This is a genomic window from Allosalinactinospora lopnorensis (genome assembly GCF_000981225.1).
GTDB classification, from domain to species: domain Bacteria; phylum Actinomycetota; class Actinomycetes; order Streptosporangiales; family Streptosporangiaceae; genus Allosalinactinospora; species Allosalinactinospora lopnorensis.
This window is the reverse complement of record NZ_LAJC01000071.1, coordinates 13,861-32,619: the sequence shown is the minus strand read 5'-3', so window position 1 is coordinate 32,619 and position 18,759 is coordinate 13,861. Positions and strand designations below refer to the sequence as shown.

Annotated in this window: 14 protein-coding genes and 1 pseudogene; 13 read left to right on the top strand and 2 right to left on the bottom strand. The window is 70.6% G+C overall.

The features are described 5' to 3' along the window. The 12 genes from VS93_RS21380 to VS93_RS21325 all read left to right on the top strand — a co-directional run. Window positions 1-463 (top strand): Trp biosynthesis-associated membrane protein (locus VS93_RS21380; protein WP_046471679.1); only part of this gene is annotated, 463 nt, incomplete at its 5' end. Continuing rightward, complete coding sequence (locus VS93_RS21375; RefSeq protein ID WP_046471674.1) at window positions 463-813, top strand: HGxxPAAW family protein; 351 nt, start codon at window positions 463-465, stop codon at window positions 811-813. The genes VS93_RS21380 and VS93_RS21375, both read left to right, overlap by 1 nt. Before the next feature lie 327 nt (window positions 814-1,140). Next, entirely contained in the window at window positions 1,141-1,431 is a 291-nt protein-coding gene (locus tag VS93_RS21370) for a CD225/dispanin family protein (protein ID WP_236700659.1), read from the top strand. A gap of 11 nt (window positions 1,432-1,442) precedes the next feature. After that, the gene (locus VS93_RS21365) at window positions 1,443-1,880 is read left to right on the top strand and encodes a DUF2752 domain-containing protein (protein WP_046471672.1); all 438 of its coding nucleotides are present in this window, start codon (window positions 1,443-1,445) and stop codon (window positions 1,878-1,880) included. A 384-nt stretch (window positions 1,881-2,264) separates the two neighbouring features. Then, complete coding sequence (gene trpC / locus VS93_RS21360) at window positions 2,265-3,071, top strand: indole-3-glycerol phosphate synthase TrpC (protein ID WP_046471671.1); 807 nt, start codon at window positions 2,265-2,267, stop codon at window positions 3,069-3,071. Window positions 3,072-3,292: 221 nt separating this feature from the next. Continuing rightward, window positions 3,293-4,504 (top strand): tryptophan synthase subunit beta, encoded by a 1,212-nt coding sequence (gene trpB / locus VS93_RS21355; protein ID WP_046471670.1) that lies wholly within the window; start codon window positions 3,293-3,295, stop codon window positions 4,502-4,504. Beyond that, the gene (trpA, locus tag VS93_RS21350; protein WP_046471669.1) at window positions 4,501-5,337 is read left to right on the top strand and encodes a tryptophan synthase subunit alpha; all 837 of its coding nucleotides are present in this window, start codon (window positions 4,501-4,503) and stop codon (window positions 5,335-5,337) included. Before trpB ends, trpA begins: the two co-directional genes overlap by 4 nt. Before the next feature lie 267 nt (window positions 5,338-5,604). After that, window positions 5,605-6,123 carry a MauE/DoxX family redox-associated membrane protein gene (locus VS93_RS21345; RefSeq protein WP_046471668.1) on the top strand — a complete coding sequence of 173 codons (519 nt, stop codon included), beginning with the start codon at window positions 5,605-5,607 and terminating at the stop codon, window positions 6,121-6,123. A 169-nt stretch (window positions 6,124-6,292) separates the two neighbouring features. Next, the gene (locus VS93_RS21340; protein ID WP_046471667.1) at window positions 6,293-7,315 is read left to right on the top strand and encodes a DsbA family protein; all 1,023 of its coding nucleotides are present in this window, start codon (window positions 6,293-6,295) and stop codon (window positions 7,313-7,315) included. A 12-nt stretch (window positions 7,316-7,327) separates the two neighbouring features. Then, on the top strand, window positions 7,328-8,341 hold the full coding sequence (gene lgt / locus VS93_RS21335) for a prolipoprotein diacylglyceryl transferase (protein ID WP_046471666.1): 1,014 nt from the start codon (window positions 7,328-7,330) through the stop codon (window positions 8,339-8,341). 74 nt (window positions 8,342-8,415) lie between these two features. Next, window positions 8,416-9,573, top strand: coding sequence for a hypothetical protein (locus VS93_RS21330; protein ID WP_046471665.1), 1,158 nt, complete (start codon window positions 8,416-8,418; stop codon window positions 9,571-9,573). Window positions 9,574-9,691: 118 nt separating this feature from the next. Further along, the gene (locus VS93_RS21325) at window positions 9,692-10,732 is read left to right on the top strand and encodes a hypothetical protein (RefSeq protein WP_046471664.1); all 1,041 of its coding nucleotides are present in this window, start codon (window positions 9,692-9,694) and stop codon (window positions 10,730-10,732) included. Between the two features lie 97 nt (window positions 10,733-10,829). On the opposite strand, the gene VS93_RS21320 is transcribed toward VS93_RS21325, so the two are convergent. Next, the gene (locus VS93_RS21320; protein ID WP_052745909.1) at window positions 10,830-11,639 is read right to left on the bottom strand and encodes a glycoside hydrolase family 16 protein; all 810 of its coding nucleotides are present in this window, start codon (window positions 11,637-11,639) and stop codon (window positions 10,830-10,832) included. A gap of 467 nt (window positions 11,640-12,106) precedes the next feature. Further along, window positions 12,107-13,738 carry a bis-aminopropyl spermidine synthase family protein gene (locus VS93_RS21315; RefSeq protein ID WP_046471663.1) on the bottom strand — a complete coding sequence of 544 codons (1,632 nt, stop codon included), beginning with the start codon at window positions 13,736-13,738 and terminating at the stop codon, window positions 12,107-12,109. 436 nt (window positions 13,739-14,174) lie between these two features. Here VS93_RS21315 and gltB point away from each other — a divergent pair. Then, window positions 14,175-18,745: pseudogene (gltB, locus tag VS93_RS21310) on the top strand (glutamate synthase large subunit). The last annotated feature ends 14 nt before the right edge of the window (window positions 18,746-18,759 follow it).

Sequence of the window (18,759 nt, the reverse complement as noted above, 5' to 3'; positions counted from 1 at the left end):
GCCCTGGGTGGCCGGCGCGGGGTGGGCGCGCCGCGGGGTGGGCGCGCTCCTTGTGCTCTTCGGCGCGGTCTCGCTCTACGACATCTGGAGCGGGACCCGTCCCGCGGCGCTGATCCGCCGGGCCGGTGCGCAGTTCACGGTCGACGGCCAGATGGGCGCGCCGGAACTGCATTCCGCGTGGCCGGCCCTGGGGGCCGCGGGGGCACTTCTTCTCCTGGTCGCGGGGGTGGTCACGGTCGCCCGGGGGGCTGCCTGGCCCGGTATGGGCAACAGGTACGATCGCCACAGCGCCCCTGTGGCGGTCCGCACCGGCGACCCCGCTGAACTGTGGAAGTCGCTCGACAGCGGCGCAGACCCCACCGTGGAGCGGGTGCCGGAGGATACCGCGGGCGGGCCGGACGGCACATCGGCGTCCCACGGGGCGGTCACCAGTGACGACAACGCGGATGCGAAGGAGCCTTGATGGCCGACGAACACCATGAGGATCACGGCAACACCGTTGCCGCCTGGTTCCTGACCCTCTCCTGGATCGTGGTCTGGAGCGTGGCCGGTGTAGGCATCATCTTCTTCGGCAAGGACGTAGTCCAGTGGACCGTGATCGGCCTGGTTCTCAGCGCCGTCTGCGCGGTCATCGCCGGCGCGCTGAAAATGGCCGGATTCGGCCGCAAAGAACCGCGCCCGAGCCCGTTGACCGCGGAGGAGTGGGCCGCCCAGCAGGAGGATGCCGCGGAGGCCGAGACCGCCGCCGAGGCCGTCAAGGGCGGCGACGACGGCGATTCCGGCAAGGAGCCGGCCACCGCGGGCGCGAAGTAACCCCCTTCGCCGGGGCCCGGAGGGGCCGCCGGGACGGGGAGGCCCGGTTTCGGCTTTACGCGTTTTCTGAGTGCTCAGTTCCTACTTTCACCGCAGAACCTGGCATGATTCACTCTGCCTGCGATCGCGCGTGAAACCGTGCTTTCGGCCATGTCCCCTGCCGGCGGTCGCGCCCCGCGCCTTATGGCGCTGTTGACGGACTCACCTCTTTTCAGGAAAGACGGACAGATTATGAGCTACGGCCCACCTCCAGGGTCCCCTCCTCCGCCGCCCCCTCCCGGAGGCGGTTACGGCCCTCCCCCACCTCACGGCGGTACCGGACCCCAGATGGGCGGCACACCTCCGGACAACTGGCTCGTCCCCTCGATCCTCGCCACGATCTTCTGCTGCTGGCCGTTCGGTATCCCGGGCATCCTCGCCGCGGCGAAGGTCATGGAGCTGTGGAACGTCGGTGACCACGCGGGAGCCTACGAGCAGTCGGCCAAGGCGAAGAAGTTCACGCTCATCGCCTTGTTCGCCGCGATCGGCGTCTGGGTCCTCATCATCGTCTTCTACTTCGTGATCTTCGCTGCGGCGATGAGCTCGGTGGGAACGTACGAGACGACGTACGACTACTAGGATCGCCGCCGATGACCGGAACCGCGGCGTCCATATGGCGCCGGCTGCATCCGGCTACCGCGCCCCTGCTGCTGGGCGGGGCGGGGGTGGCCGGTGCCACCCTGCTGCACTTCGTCGACCCGAACGAAGAGGGGAACTACCCCCTCTGCCCTTGGCTGATGCTCACCGGGACGTACTGCCCGGGGTGCGGAACCATGCGGGCGGTGCACGCGCTGACCCATCTCGACATAGCCGGCGCGGCGCAGATGAACGTGTTCCTCCTGGCGGCCCTGCCGTATTTCGCGTTCGCCTACGCCAGATGGGTGTACCGGTCGTTCAGGCCGGCGCCGCCGCCGACCGCGCCGCGCCGAATGCCCAGTCCGATGTGGCTCTATCTCCTGGTCGGCCTCATCATGGCCTTCTGGGTGGTGCGGAACCTGCCGTTTGGCTCGTTCCTCGCGCCGGGGTGAGGGCGGTGACCGCTCTCACCCGGCGGGTCGATACGATCGAGGACACAGGAGCTACGGTCCTGCCCGGATCCGGTCAGCTCCTGTGTCCTTCGTAATTTCCATCGAGAAGCCTCCGGATCCGGACCGGAGGCGAACCACATCCCGGATTGACGGGTTGAATACGCAAATGTACGATACGTGGCTTCTGGCGGCGGAGGCCGAGCCGTCAGGGTGTCGCCGCCGGACGGGCGGAGACGGTAAACGCCTGTGGAGACGGCGGGAGAGCAGCCCGGGGGGCTGGCGGTCGCCGGTGGCACAGGAACCCGCCGGAAGCCGCGTGCACGGCAGGCCGGGATCCCCTTCCGTCCAGGAGGGGGAGGACGTCAATGGAGGGGGCAGTCCTACGTGAGCGTGCTCGATGAGATCCTCGATGGAGTACGCGCCGATCTGACCGATCGGCAGGCTGCCACGCCCCTGGAGCGGCTCAAGGAGAAGGCCGAGTCCGTGCCGCGGCCCAAGGACGTCGTAGCGGCGCTGCGCCGTCCCGGTGTCCAGGTCATAGCCGAAGTGAAGCGCTCCAGCCCCTCCAAAGGCCCCTTGGCCGCGATCGCCGATCCGGCCGCGCTCGCCCGGGACTACGCCGACGGCGGCGCCTGCCTCATCAGTGTTCTCACGGAGGGGCGGCGGTTCGGCGGCAGCCTCGACGACCTCGGCAGCGTGCGTGCCGCCGTGGACACCCCGCTGCTGCGCAAGGATTTCGTGGTCAGCTCGTACCAGCTGTGGGAGGCGCTCGTCTACGGCGCCGACGCGGTACTGCTGATCGTCGCGGCCCTGGAGCAGGACGCCCTGGTCTCGCTGGTGGAACGCGCCGAGTCGCTCGGCCTCACCCCACTGGTCGAGGTGCACACCCCGGACGAGGTCCGGCGGGCCCTGGAAGCGGGGGCCACCGTCATCGGGGTCAACGCCCGCGACCTCAAGACTCTCCAGGTCGACCGGGACACCTTCGCCAAGCTGGCTCCGCTCGTTCCCGGCGACCGGATCAAGATCGCCGAGTCCGGTGTCCGCGGCCCGCACGACCTCCTGGCCTACGCGGGGGCCGGCGCCGATGCCGTACTCGTGGGGGAGAGCCTGGTCCGGGGCGGCAATCCGCGCGATGCCGTGGCCGACCTGGTCACCGCCGGGGCCCACCCGGCCCTGCGGGATCGGCACTGAGGAACCATGACCTGGGGCATACGCACGGCCGGCCCGGCCGCACGTCGATGGCGCTAGGGAGCCCGGGGCGGCCCTGAAGGGGCACCCCCCCGCCGCCGGCCCACGACGCCGGCCGGCCCGCGCTCCCTGTGACGCCGTGCCAGCCGTTCCGACGGACAAACCAACGAGCCGCCGCTCCGCGCGGCCACGGAGAACCCAATGAGCATCGAACCAGAGCCGCTGTGCCCTCGTCCCCGGGCGAGAGCGGCCACTTCGGCCGCTACGGGGGCCGCTTCAGCCCTGAAGCGCTCGTCGCCGCGCTCGACGAGGTCGCCGACGGGTGGGCCAAGGCCAAGAACGATCCGGACTTCCAGACCGAGCTGCGGCGGCTGCTCCGCGATTACACCGGTCGGCCCAGCCCGTTGAGCGAGGCGGCGCGTTTCTCCGCCGAGTGCGGCGGGGCACGCGTACTGCTCAAGCGCGAAGACCTCAACCACACCGGCTCGCACAAGATCAACAACGTGCTCGGCCAGGCGCTCCTCACCAAGCGCATGGGCAAGACCCGGGTCATCGCCGAGACCGGGGCCGGCCAGCACGGCGTCGCCACCGCCACCGCATGCGCCCTCCTCGGCCTCGACTGCGTCATCTACATGGGCGAGGAGGACACCCGGCGCCAAGCGCTCAACGTGGCGCGGATGCGGATGCTCGGCGCCGAGGTCATCGGGGTGACGATCGGCAGCCGCACGCTCAAGGACGCCATCAACGAGGCGTTCCGCGACTGGGTGGCCAACGTGGACCACACCCATTACCTGCTCGGAACGGTCGCGGGCCCGCACCCGTTCCCGTCGATGGTGCGCGACCTGCACTACATCATCGGGGAAGAGGCCCGCTCGCAGGTCCTGGAGCTCACAGGGCGGCTCCCCGACGCGGTGGCGGCGTGCGTGGGCGGCGGTTCCAACGCCATCGGCATCTTCGCCGCGTTCATCCCCGACCCCGAGGTCCGCCTCTACGGGTTCGAGGCCGGCGGCGACGGTGTCGACACCGACAGGCACGCCGCCTCCATCACCGGTGGCTCGCCCGGGGTCTTCCAGGGCACGCGCACCTACGTACTGCAGGACGAGCACGGCCAGACGGTACCGAGCCACTCCATCTCCGCGGGTCTGGACTACCCGGCGGTCGGCCCGGAGCACGCCGCGCTCGCCGACAGCGGCAGGGCGAGCTACGTCGCCATCCCCGATGACGAGGCCATGGAGGCGTTCCGGCTCCTGTGCAGGAGAGAGGGCATCATCCCCGCGATCGAGAGCGCCCACGCGCTGGCCGGCGCCCGCAGGATCGGCGCCGAACTCGGGCCGGACGCGGTCATCGTGGTCAACCTCTCCGGCCGGGGAGACAAGGACGTCAAAACCGCCGCGACCTACTTCGGGTTCGTGGACGAGCAGGGAGAGCAGGAGTGAGCGGAGAGCGGACGGCGCCGGAGCAGGCGACGACACTGCAGACCAAGCTGGGCGAGGCGAAGGCGGCGGGCAGGGCGGCGCTCATCGGCTACCTTCCGGCCGGATTCCCGGACGTGGACGCCTCCATCAAGGTCATCCAGGCCATGGTCGCGGGAGGCTGCGACATCGTCGAGGTGGGGCTTCCCTACTCCGACCCCACCATGGACGGCCCGACCATCCAGCGGGCGGCCGACCGCGCGCTGGCGGCCGGAACCACCCCCAAGGACGTGCTGCGCGTGGTGTCGGCCACCGCCGAGACAGGGGCCGCCGCCCTGGTGATGTCCTACTGGAACCCGATCGACCGGTACGGCGTCCACCGGTTCGCCGCCGACCTCGCCGAGGCGGGGGGCGCGGGCGTCATCACACCGGACCTGCTGCCCGAAGAGGCCGGGGAGTGGTTCGAGGCCACCGACGAGGCTGGATTGGACCGGGTCTTCCTGGTCGCCCCGTCCTCCACCGACCGGAGGCTGCGGCTGACCACCGACGCCTGCCGCGGCTTCGTCTACGCGGCCTCGCTCATGGGGGTCACCGGTACCCGGGAGCAGGTCGCCGACACCGCCGAACGGCTGGTGCGGCGTACCCGCGAGGCCACCGGCGAGGACGGCCTGCCGGTCTGCGTCGGCCTGGGCATCTCCACAGGCGCCCAGGCGGCCGAGGTCGCCGGCTACGCCGACGGTGTGATCGTCGGCGCCGGGTTCTGCCAGCGCATCCTCGACGCCCCCGACCTGGACGCGGGGCTGACCGCGGTGCGCGGATTCGCCGAGGAGCTCGCGCTGGGGGTGCGCTCGCGCTGACGTCCGGCCATGCGAGGGACCCGGTAAGAATCCGGTGTGAAGGCGCTCCGCGGACAGGGAACGGAATGCGCGTGCCGGGACCGGCGGTTAGAGTCTGCGTGCGGTCGCCGGGTTCCGCCCGCGCCCAGGGTCCGCCTCTGCTCCGGGCTCCCCGTCGCAGGACCGCCACGCAGAGTAAGATCTGGCGGGATGCGACGGGGCTCCTCCCGCGGGACCCGGGTGCGCAGAACCCGATTCGACCCTCGTGAGCCCAAGGAAAGCCGATCGATGGACACCGACGAGCAGACACCATCAGCCCGCGCCGCCTCGCCGCGGGCCGCGCGGTGGGACGCCGTCCAGCCCTGGGTGAGCCTGCTCGCGCGGCTGGGGCTCGCCGCGGTGCTGGGCTTCGCAGCCTACACCAAGCTGCCGCCGGCGCTGTCGGTGCAGTCCGTCGAGGCGTACCAGCTGTTCTCCCCGGGGGCCGCCGAGTTCATCGGCTACACGCTCCCGCTGTTCGAGTTCGCGCTCGCGCTGCTGCTCGTGGTCGGGTTGGCCACGCGTTATGTCGGTGCGGTCACCGCTCTGCTCATGATCGTGTTCATCGCGGGCATCATCTCCGCGTGGACGCGCGGGCTGGCCATCGACTGCGGGTGCTTCGGCACGGGCGGTGAGGTCGCTTCGGGCGAGACGCAATACGGGCTCGACATCGCCCGCGATATCGGGTTCCTGGCGCTGGCCGGTATCGTCATGGTCTGGCCACGCTCTCCATTCACGCTCGACCGGCTTTTCGGGCTGTACCGGTGAGCGGTGCCCCTGTGCCCGGAAAGGGCCCAGACGGCCTGCCCGCCATGTCCGGGCGGGGCGGACGAGCACACCTTGACCAGGCCGCGGCACGCGTCGCTCCGTTGCCCGCGGGCGCGGCGCTCCCCGTGCCGCCGAACACGAGAGAGCAGCGAGAAACGGTGATCGGCTCATGAGCAAGGCGTCGCGGCGTGCGGCCCGCGAGCGACTCAGGCAGGAGCGGCTGAAGGAGCAGCAGCGCGCTAAACGCAACAGGATTCTCGCGGTTATCGGAGCCGCCGCGCTCGTGGTGCTGCTCGTCGTTGGCGTCGGCTACTTCATCCTCACCGCCGACAGCGGCCCCGAGACCGAGCAGAGCGAACTGTATGCGGGGCTGCCCCCGCAGTCCGTGCAGCAGGACGGCAGCGTGGTCGTGGCCGAGGAGGGAACCGAGGCTCCCGTCGTCGAGGTCTACGTCGACTACCAGTGCCCGGCCTGCCAGCAGTTCGAGGAGGAAAGCGGTGCTGTCCTGCAGGAGATGGCCGGCGACGGTGAGGCGATCGTGCACTACCGGCCGGTCAGCATCTTCGCTCCGAGGGGCGAGCCGGTCGGTTCCAACTCGCTGCGCGCGGGCGCGGCCGCCCGTGCGGCGGCCGATCACGGCAAGTTCGTCGAGTACAACGATGTCCTTTTCGAGAACCAGCCCGCCGAGAACGAGGTCGGCTACGAGGCCGGCGACCTGAAGGAATGGGGCGCGCAGGTCGGGATCGAGGACCCCGCCTTCGCCGAGCGGATCGACCGCGAGAGCGAGATCGCCGGGCGGTTCAGCGACTACTATCAGCAGCTCACGTCCGCGGCCCAGGAGGAGATGAGCGAGGAGCGGCTTCGCACGATGACACTACCCGAGCTGGTGGAATGGGGGAGTGAGCAGGGCATCGACGACTCCTTCCTCGAAGGCAGCTACGCCGAGGAGGTCCTCGACGCCACGAACGAGGCCTACGCGCGGTACGACGGCGAGAACGCGTTCGAGGCGACGCCGTCGATCTATCTGAACGACGAGATTCTCGGCAACGAGGCCTTCTCGGCACAGCGCCTGCGCGAGGCCGTCGAGGGTGCGGGCCCGGGCGAAGTGACCACCGAGCCGCTCGCCTCGGGTGAGGAAACCGAACCCGAGAAGGCTCCCAGCGTCGGAGAATCCCCCGGAACCGAAGAATAGGGCAGAGCAGTGATGAACCTCTCCTTCGCCGACGCGGGCGCGTCCGGCAGCGGCCGTGCCCTCGCGGCCATTCCCAGCCCCGAAGTGAGCTCGTTCAGCCTGGGCCCGCTCACCATCCACTTCTACGCGCTGTGCATCCTGGCCGGCGTGGTCGCCGCGGTGTTCTGGAGCGAACGGCGCTGGGCCGCCATGGGCGGGGAAAAGGGCACGATCATGGACCTCGCGGTCCCCGCGGTGCTCCTCGGCCTCATCGGGGGCCGCCTCTACCACGTCATCACCGACTACCAGCTGTACTTCGGCGAGGGGCGCGAACCCGTCCGGGCGCTCTTCATCTGGGAGGGCGGCCTGGGCATCTGGGGCGCGATCCCGCTCGGCGCGCTCGGTGTGTGGTGGGTCGCCAAGAAGCGCGGCCTGTCCATGTCGAAGCTGTCGTTCGCGATCGCCCCGACCATCCCGCTGGCCCAGGCGTTCGGCCGCTGGGGGAACTACTTCAACGAAGAGCTCTTCGGGGCGCCCACCGACCTGCCGTGGGCGCTGGAGGTCTCCCCGGAGCGCAACGGCATCCCGCGGCCGGATCTGGTCCCGGGCGAGTTCTACTACCACCCGACGTTCCTGTACGAATCCCTGTGGTGCCTGGGACTGGCCGTCCTCATAGCCTGGCTGGGACGCCGCTTCAAGGACCGGCTCGGCGGCGGCCGGCTCTTCGCCCTCTATGTCATGGGTTACTGTGTGGGGCGGTTCTGGATCGAGTACCTGCGCATCGACCCCGCGCACGACTTCCTCGGCCTCAGGCTGAACAACTGGACGTCGATCGCCGTGTTCCTCGGTGCACTCGCCTACTTCATGTGGGCCGGACGCCGCCTGGAGCAGTTCTCCACACGCGTCGTCGCGATCGGCCGCGAAGCCGGGACCCAGGTCATCGGCACCGATCCCGCTTCAGTGGACACCCCCCGTCGCACCGGCGGCGAGGAACGAACAGACGAGGAGCGCGAGAGCGGGCCGAACGGGTCCGCAGGACAGCAGTGAGAGGACTAGGTGTAGCCGACCCGCGGTGAACGGCCACCGCCACCGCGGGTCGCACTGGACGGATGAGTACGCACGTGAGCAATTCCGACTCTGCCGGCCGTGCGGGGAGACGCCGGTCACGGCGAGCCAGGGGCGCCCGGGACCTCCCGGGCGACGAACGGGACACCGGTCCGCTCCCCGACGAGGACGACCACGACGACGAGCCGGGTGATGCCCACGAGGCCGCCGGAGGCGGCGACGAGGAGCCGCCGCGGCGTTCCAGGGGCTCGGGGAGGAAACGGTCCGCGGCGGGCAAGGGGCGCAAGCCCGGACGCGGCAAGGAGGCACCCGTTGAGGGCGGGGCGCGACGCCGGCGCCGCGCCCCCGCCGGCGAGGTCGACCCCGTCTCGAAGTTCTCGGCCTCCGCGCTGCGCCGCGTCACTGTTCTCGGTGACCGGCCCAGCGGGATGGTGTACAAGCTCGCCGAACAGAGCCAGCGCAAACGCGGCTCCGTCGTGCTGGGCACACTGCTGGCGCTGTGCGGTACCGCCCTGCTGGCGCTCGCCGGCGTGCTCGTCTTCCAGCTCGTCTCCGACGGCTCGGTGGGCCAGGGGCGCGGCGACACGGCCATTGTGGAGCCCCCGGCGGGCCACTCCACCCTGCTGCCCAAGGTTTTCCAGGGCAAGCAGGAGGAAAGCGAGGTCTTCGAACCGATCGCCACCCGGCCCGGCGGCGCCGAGCCGCTCACCGAGGAGAAGGTGTTCGGCAACGCCGAGGAACTGGAACTGGACGACCTCGAACTGACCCTGCGCGATTCCCAGGTCACCGACACCTGCACCTCCCTGGTCTGGGGAGAGGAGCTCGCCGAGACGCTCGCCGACGGGTCCTGCACGTCGGCCGCGAGCGGCGTGTACCAGGATCCGGATGACGACTACGTGGCGCAGTTCACGCTGTTCGACCTGGAGGACCAGGAGGCCGCCAACCGGGTCGCCCAGGCCGTCGACCCCACCGACCACACCACCGAACCCGGTTTCCTGCTCCCGCAGGACACGGAGATCCAGGGCCTGCGGGAGGGGTACAGTCAGGCGACGACGCAGGTCATGGGGCACTACCTCGCGGTGTACTGGGTGGCGCGCGCCGACGGTGGAGAACCCGGCGACGACACCACCATGGCGACGCTGAACGTGGTGGCGATGAGCGCTTCCGTCGCGGTATACGAGGAGGTTAGGGACGCCAGTCAGGCTGAGGACTGACAGGGGAGACGGCCGTTCCCGGCTCGGACTAGGATTTGCGCACCGGTGCGGAACCATCCGGAGCTCTCCGGCCGCGCCACGTCCCCGAGCAGTCCCGCACCATTTTCGAGAGGTTCTGGTGTCTTCTTCTGAGCTGTCCGCTCCCGACTCCCCCGGCCGCCGGAGGAAAACCGACGACGCCGATTCCATTGAGGGGCTTGTGGCGCCGCCGCCGCGCCGCAAGGGACCGAAGGGGGCCCGGCGGCGGCGCAAGCCGGGCAAAGAAGAGAAGCCCAGCGGCGCGACCGGAAGCAGGACGCTGCGGGTGCTGCTGGGGGCGCTCAGTCTGGCCGTCGTCGCGCTCGTCGCCGTTCTGGTCGTCCAGTTCGTCATGGGGGGCTCCGGCAGCGCGCCCGCGGACAGCCGCCCCGTCGCCTACCAGGTCGTCAACACCGATTCCGGTCTCAGCGAGACCCTGGAATCGCGCGAGGTCGACAACCGGGCCCTCAGCGAGGGGGAAGTCCTCGAACGCGGCAACGAGGAGATCGAGAGCCAGGGGATCACCTTCGAACTGGCCGCCACGGCCTTCACCGACGCCTGCGAGGATGTCGTCTGGGGCGAGGAGGTACAGCAGGCCCTGGCCGAGGCCGGCTGCACCCAGGCCGCCGTCGGCGGGTACACCTCCGGCGACTACGTCGGGCTCGCGGCCATCTTCAACCTGGAGGACGTCGACGGTTCCGTCGCGGTCGCCGGCGCGATGGAACCCCCTGAGGCCCCCGAGGCCGAGGCGTCGGGCTTCGTTAACGTGCCGAGCGAGGACGCGCCCTTCGACGCCCTCGGAGCCGGATACAGCGCGGCGGAGGCGGCGGTCAGCGGCCACTACCTGGTCGTCACCTGGACCCAGTCGGTGGATTCGACCGCGGCGGACGAGAGGGAGAGCCTGTCCGCCCCGCTCATCGCCCTGAGCAACTTCCGCGATCCGCTCTTCCGCCGGGTCGTCCAGCTGGAGAACGCCACCCAGCCGGAAGGCGGCGCAGGCGGCGGGGGCGGTGCCGGCACCGGTGGGGAAGAAGAGGCGGGCGCCGGCGAGGCCGTCCCGGAGGCCGGTGAGGCCGACCCCGGCGCCGCCCAGCCTGAGGGCGGCGCCGAACCGGAAGTCCCGGTGGAGCCGGGCGGGTAGGGAGCCGGGCTTGGGCCCCGTTGTCTTCGGATCCGCGATGGAGCGGAGCCCGCACCGGCAGGCCGGGGCGGGGATAGTGGTGTGTATCCGGCCCAGGTCAGCCGAGGTCGTAGACACGCACGTAGTCGATCTTCATCTCCTGCGGGAACGACGTGCCGGCATCTGGACTCCCCGGCCACTCGCCGCCGACCGCGACGTTGAGGATCAGGAAGAACGGGTGGTCGTAGACCCACGGGTTGCCGCGGGTGTCGTCCGGGGTGAAGGTCTGGTAGGCGACGTCGTCGACGAACCAGGTGATACCGTCCGGCCGCCACTCGACGGCGAAGGTGTGGAAGGTGTCGGCGAACGCCCACCCCTGCGGGTGACGGTAGGAACCGCTCACCGGGTTGCCGCCGGAGTAGCCGGGCCCGTGCAGGCTTCCGTGCACGGTGGCGGGCTCGTGGCCAACGTTCTCCATGATGTCGATTTCGCCGGAGTCGGGCCAGCCGACCTCCGAGAAGTCGTCGCCCAGCATCCAGAACGCCGGCCAGATGCCCTGCCCCGTGGGGATCTTGATGGATGCCTCGTACCTGCCGTAGGTGTGGGTGAACTTCTCCGCTGTGTTCACCCGTCCCGAGGTGTACTGGCAGGTGCCGTAGTGGCACTGGTAGTCGGCGGGGTTGCCCTCGCGTGCGGTGATGACCATGTTGCCCTCGCCGTCGTGGGCGAGGTTGTCGGTGGAGTCGGTGTAGTACTGGAGCTCCTGGTTGCCACCTCCGTCCCCGTTGACCTCGATGTTCCACTTGCCGGGGTCGGGCGGGGCGCCCGCCTCGGCCTCGAACTCGTCGGACCACACCAGTGCGCCCTGCCGGGCCGTGTGGTCGGCGGCGGCCGGCGGTGCTGAGCCGTTGTGGACTCCCAGGGCCATCAGTCCGGTTACGGCGCAGGCGAGGGCACTTACACGCAGTGTGCGTCCGCGTCCTGGCCGGGTGTGGCGGGGGGTTACTCTGCTCATGTTCACTAGCCGATCCGGACGTCGGTGAACTCGCGCGGTGTGGGGCCGCGGCGGGTGACACGAGACAGCCGGCGTCCTGGGGGAGAGGCGCATCCGGGGCCCTGCCTGCAGCCGGGCGCCGGTCCGGCGCCGGCGACCGTCCCGGTGAGGCGGGAGCCCGGCATGCGTGATGACGGACACGTAAACTGTAACCACCCTTTACAGTTGACCGTGACTTTACTTAACCGTCACAGCATGTCGCAAGAGGGTTCCGCCGTGCTTTCGCCGCACCGTGGCGCCCGGCGGCCGCGGAGGAGCTCCCAGTGCGCCTGGGCGGCGGTCCGGACGCTCCGCGGGAATGCGGGGAGGGGCGGAGCGGGACCCGGGCGGCAGCCCGACGATCAGGGCAGCTCCGCCACGAGCCTCTCCGCCGCGGACCCCAGAGCGGGGAAGCGGTGGGCGGGCAGGTCCAGCAGGGTGTGTCCGGACAGCCAAGGCGCGGCCGCGGCGACGCGGCCACGCGCGCCCTTCTTGTTGACCGGGCGGCCCAGGGACGCGGCGACGGCGATGAGCCCTTCTCTGAGGGTGCTCGTGAGGACACCGTGCGCGCGGTCCTGGCAGTGCGCGAGCAGCCGGACGTCGGGGGAGGCGCCATCCGACGGCTCGCACCTGCGCGCGACCACGAGCGTGTGCCCGGAGTCGGGGAAACCGCGCAGGAAGCGGACATCGCGGCCGGGGGCGACCATCGCGCGCAGCGCCTCCTGCCCCGCCTCGTCGCGTACCTGCGGAGCACCCGACGGAACGACGACGTGCGTCTCGGCGCTGCCGCCGGCCAGGATGGCCCTCGCGAGCAGCGCCTCCCAGCCGCCGGTCAGGTCGACCGCGGCGCGTTCGGCACGCGAAGGGGAGCCCAGCCACGTGGCGAGCCGGACACGAGCGCAGCGCGCGCCCTCCTCCGGCGGCGCCTCACGCGACCAGGCGCCCACGACCGTGTCAGGCCCGACCCGCCGCAGGACCGCGGCCGCGGACGGCGCCTCCAGCCCGCCCGCGGCTTCCTTCGCATTGCCGCCCTGGCTGTAGATCCGGCCCGCAGTGTCGGAGGCGTCCCCGGCGGGCGTGCGGGACGTGGGGCACAGCACGTAGAGGTCGCTGGCCGCGCCGATCGCCTCGGCCCCCAGGTAGCGGTTGAACTCGGGCCAGACCGCCTCGAACACCAGGTTCATCCGGGCCAGCCGGGACTGCGTCTTGGCGATCAGCGCGGGGGTCGACTCGCTCGCCCCGTAGGCGAGCAGCACCCGGCCCCGGCGGGGGTCGGCGAGCCCCTCCAGCCCCCGCCGGACGAAGAGTTCGACGCCTTCGGTGGTGTAGGGCGGGTCGGTGAAGGCGAGGTCGCACTGGCCGCGCACAGAGGCCGGAAGGCCGAGCCGGAGGTCGGCGAAGTGGCAGCGCACCGGGAGGCCGAGCCGGGCCGCCGCCTGGTCGATATAGTCGAGCACCCGCTCGTCGACGTCGACGACGACCGCCTCCGCGCCCGGGCACACCAGGGTCGTGGCCAGCGCAGTCAGATCGTGGTCGCCCACGCAGAGCAGCCGTGTACCGGGCAGAGAATAGCGGGTCGCCAGGAGCACTCCGCGCCGCAGGGCCGTGTGGGCCGTGGCGGCCACGTGGTCGAGGTCGCGCCGGGAGCGCGGGGCCTCGGCGACGAGGCGGTCCAGCTCGGCCGCCGCTTCGGTGTGCCGGTCGAGCAGGTGCGCGACCGGGTCGGCCGGTTCGGGGGCCGAGCTGTCGGCGTGGTCCGCGGGCCGGAGCAGCCTGACACGGAGGCCCTCGTTCCCCTGCCGGTGTTCCAGTTCGTCGGCGAGCGCGTCGAGCGTGGCCGCGACGAGGCGGTGCGCGACCGCGGTCTCACGCACCAGTTCCGGAGGCGACCACCAGGCGCCGTTGGCGAGGGCGGCGAGGACGCGGTGTACCCGCGGGGCGTTGATGCCCTGCTCCTTGAGCAGGTCGGCCAGCTTCGGCGGAGGATCGATCACCTGTCGATCATCTCAGTGGCGCGCACTGGGGCGAACCCAGTCGGCGGAACGGATCCGGGCACGCTAAGCTGACGCCCGTCGCATTCATCCGCTATGGGATGTTTGCAGGGTTGGGTGTACGGAAACATCACGGTCTGCCCCGTTCGCAACGCCGAGGAACGGCCGTCGTATCCTTGGCGGGCGGGAAACGTGATCGCGATCGCCGCACTGTGGCGGCGGTTGGTCTAGACCTCCGATTAAAATGGAGGCTGGACCGCGAAGTACCTTGAGCTACTCGCGAGTGCGTCGACCATCGGTTGCCACGAGGAAGTGAGCGTAGGCCCGTGCCGTCCGTGGGACCGGGCCGCGGTGGTCCCCCGTTCTCGCCGCCGACGCAGCAGGGCCAATGTCGTCCCGGATGCGCTTTTAAGCCAGACGTACGACGACAGGAGGGTAGATGCCTGCTGGCCAAGTGCAGCGTTCGTCCATCCGACCGAACGCCGAGTCCACTCCAAAGGGCCTGTACGACAGCACCTACGAGCATGACGCCTGCGGTGTGGGCTTCGTCGCAGACCTCTCCGGTCGTCGCAGCCACGACATCGTCGAGAAGGCGCTCACCGTTCTCCGCAACCTCGACCACCGCGGCGCCTCCGGCGCCGACCCCGACGACGGCGACGGCGCGGGCATCCTGACCCAGGTCCCCGACGCCCTGTACCGCGAGGTCTGCGATTTCGAGCTGCCGGCCGCCGGAACCTACGCCACGGGCATCGGATTCCTGCCCGCCGACGCCGCACAACGGGCCTCGGCGGTCGACGCCATCAACGCCATCGTCGAAGACGAGGGCCTGACCGTGCTGGGCTGGCGCGACCTGCCCTACGAACCCCGTTACTGCGGCCCCGCCGCACGCGAGGTCATGCCGTTCTTCGGCCAGCTCTTCCTCGCCGGGCGCACCGGCACCGCCACCGAGGGCCTGACCGGCATCGACCTGGAGCGCTACGCCTACTGCGTGCGCAAGCGCGCCGAACACGAGACCGGCGTGTACTTCCCGAGCCTGTCCCCGCGCACCATCGCCTACAAGGGCATGCTCACCACGCCGCAGCTGGAACCCTTCTTCCCCGACCTGTCGGACCGGCGCTACACCACAGGTCTGGCCCTGGTGCACTCCCGGTTCTCCACCAACACCTTCCCGTCCTGGCCGCTGGCCCACCCGTTCCGCTACGTCGCGCACAACGGCGAGATCAACACCGTCAAGGGCAACCGGAACATGATGCGGGCGCGCGAGGCCACCCTCGACAGCGACCTGCTGCCCGGGGACCTGTCGCGGATCTTCCCGATCCTCGACGCCGAGGACTCCGACACCGCCTCCTTCGACTCCGCGCTGGAACTGCTGCACCTGGGCGGCCGGTCGCTGCCGCACGCGGTGCTGATGATGATCCCGGAGCCCTGGGAGAACCACACCGAGATGGACCCCCAGGTACGGGCCTTCTACGAGTTCCACTCCATGCTCATGGAGCCCTGGGACGGTCCCGCCTCCGTCTCCTTCACCGACGGCTCCCTGGTCGGCGCGGTCCTCGACCGCAACGGCCTGCGTCCCGGCCGCTACTGGGTCACCGACGACGGCCTGGTCGTCCTGGCCAGCGAGGCCGGCGTGCTGGACATCGAACCCGAACGCGTCGTGCGCAAGGGCCGCCTGCAGCCCGGCCGCATCTTCGTGGTCGACACCGAGCAGGGCCGCATCATCGAGGACGAGGAGATCAAGGCCGAACTCGCCGCCGAGCACCCCTACGCCGAATGGCTGGAGCGCGGCGTCGTCAGACTCGACGAGCTCCCCTCCGCCGAGCCCGCCGCTGTCGAGGACCTGGTCCACTCCCAGCAGGTGTTCGGCTACACCGAGGAAGAGCTCCGCGTCATCCTGACGCCGATGGCCCGCACCGGTGCCGAGCCGGTCGGCTCCATGGGCACCGACACCCCGGTAGCCACGCTGTCCAGCCGCTCACGGCAGCTGTTCGACTACTTCACCCAAGGGTTCGCCCAGGTCACCAACCCGCCGCTGGACGCCATCCGCGAGGAGCTCGTCACCAGCCTGCACACCGCCCTCGGCGCGGAGGAGAACGTGCTCTCCCCCGACCCCGAGGACTGCCGCCGCATCGTGCTGCCCACCCCCGTGATCGACGAGGCGGGACTGGCCGCGATCGTCGCTGCGGGCGGCCCCGGCGGCACCCCCGCATTCCGGGTGTTCGTCGCCGAGGGGACCTACCCGGCCGCCGGCGGCGGCGCCGCGCTCTCGCAGCGCCTGGACGAGATCTGCGCCGAGGTCTCGGCGGCCATAGCCGACGGCGCGCACATCATCGTGCTCAGCGACCGGCCCGCCGCGAGCGCGGGCGCCGAACGGGCCCCCATCCCGTCCCTGCTGCTCACCGGCGCCGTCCACCACCACCTGGTGCGGGAGAAGACCCGGACCGAGGTCGGTCTCGTGGTCGAGGCCGGGGACGTGCGCGAATGCCACCACGTCGCGCTGCTGCTCGGCTACGGCGCCTCCGCCGTCAACCCCTACGTCTCCCTGAGCACCGTGCGCGACCTGGTCCAGCGCGGCGTCATCGAGGGAACCGACGCCGAGACGGCCGTGCGCAACACCATCAAGGCCTACGGCAAGGGCGTCCTGAAGATCATGTCCAAGATGGGCGTGTCGACGGTGAGCTCCTACGCCGGCGCCAGATCTTCGAGGCGCTCGGCCTGGGCCCCGAGGTCATCGACCGGTGCTTCACCGGCACCACGTCCTCCCTGGGCGGTGTCGGCTTCGACGTGCTGGCCGAAGAGGTCAGGACGCGGCACGCCGCCGCGTTCGCCGCCAACCCGGCCGGCCACCGCCGGCTCCAGGTGGGCGGCGAGTACCAGTGGCGACGCGAGGGCGAGCCGCACCTGTTCAACCCGGAGACCGTGTTCAAGCTGCAGCACGCCTCGCGCAGCCGCCGCTACGACATCTTCAAAGAGTACACCTCCAAGATCGACGAGCAGGCCGGGAGCCTCATGACGCTGCGCGGGCTGTTCCGGCTCAAGGAGGGCGCGCGCGAACCCGTCCCGGTCGAGGAGGTCGAACCGGTCTCGGAGATCGTCAAGCGCTTCTCCACCGGCGCTATTTCCTACGGCTCCATCTCGCAGGAGGCGCACGAGACCCTCGCCATCGCCATGAACAGGCTCGGCGGCAGGTCCAACACCGGCGAGGGCGGCGAGGACGCGGACCGCTACCTCCCCGACGAGAACGGGGACCTGCGGCGCAGCGCCATCAAGCAGGTGGCCTCCGGCCGCTTCGGCGTGACCTCGGAGTACCTGACCAACGCCGACGACATCCAGATCAAGATGGCCCAGGGCGCCAAGCCCGGCGAGGGCGGCCAGCTGCCCGGCCACAAGGTCTACCCGTGGATCGCCTCCACCCGGCACTCCACGCCCGGTGTCGCCCTCATCTCACCGCCGCCGCACCACGACATCTACTCCATCGAGGACCTCGCCCAGCTGATCCACGACCTGAAGAACGCCAACCCGCGGGCGCGGATCCACGTCAAGCTGGTCTCCGAGGCCGGCGTCGGCACCGTCGCCGCCGGCGTATCCAAGGCCCACGCCGACGTCGTGCTCATATCCGGCCACGACGGCGGTACCGGCGCCTCGCCGCTGACCTCGATCAAGCACGCCGGAACCCCGTGGGAGCTCGGCCTGGCCGAGACCCAGCAGACGCTGCTGCGCAACGGGCTGCGCGACCGCATCGTCGTGCAGACCGACGGCCAGATGAAGACCGGCCGCGACGTCATCGTCGCCGCGCTGCTGGGCGCCGAGGAGTACGGGTTCGCCACCGCGCCGCTGGTGGTCTCCGGCTGCATCATGATGCGGGTCTGCCACCTCGACACCTGCCCCGTCGGTGTGGCCACGCAGAACCCCGAGCTGCGCAGCCGCTACGACGGCAAGGCCGAGCACGTGGTGAACTTCTTCGAGTTCATCGCCCAGGAGGTCCGCGAGCACCTGGCCGCGCTCGGCTTCCGCAGCCTCGAAGAGGCGATCGGCGCCGTGGAACTGCTCGACACCACCAAGGCCATCGACCACTGGAAGGCTTCCGGGCTGAACCTCAGCCCGGTCCTGGAGCAGGTGCCCACCTGGACCGACGACCACCGCCACCAGGTCCGCAGCCAGGACCACGGCCTGGAGAAGGCGCTGGACAACACGCTCATCCAGCTCAGCGAAGGGGCGCTGGACTACAGGGAGCCGCTCAAATTGGATCTGCCCGTGCGCAACGTCAACCGCACGGTCGGGACCATGCTCGGGCACGAGGTCACCAAGCGCTACGGCGCCGAAGGCCTGCCCGACGACACCATCGACATCTCCTTCACCGGCTCGGCCGGGCAGTCCTTCGGCGCCTTCGTGCCCAACGGCATCACCCTGCGCCTCACCGGCGACGCCAACGACTACGTCGGCAAGGGCCTCTCCGGCGGCCGGATCACCGTCCGCCCGCCCGAGAGCGTCGCCTACGTCCCCGAGGAGCACATCATCGCCGGCAACGTCATCGCCTACGGCGCGACCTCGGGCGAGCTGTTCCTGCGGGGCGTCGTCGGCGAACGGTTCTGCGTCCGCAACTCCGGCGCGCTGGCCGTCGTGGAAGGCGTCGGCGACCACGGCTGCGAGTACATGACCGGCGGGCGCGCCGTCATCCTCGGCCGTATCGGCCGCAACTTCGCCGCCGGCATGTCCGGAGGCATCGCCTACGTACTGGACCTCGACCCCGAACGGGTCAACCAGGAAATGGTGGACCTCGACCCGCTCGACGACACCGACCGCGCCTTCCTGGAGGACGCGCTGCGCCGGCACCACGCCGAGACCGGCTCGACCGTCGCCCAGCGGCTCCTCACCGACTTCGACGTCTCAGTGGAGCGGTTCGGCAAGGTCATGCCGCGCGACTTCAAACGGGTCCTGGCCGCCCAGGCGGAGGCAGAACGCGAAGGACGCGACGTCAGCGAGGCCATCATGGCCTCGGCCCAGTCCTAGAGCCGGCCTCAGCG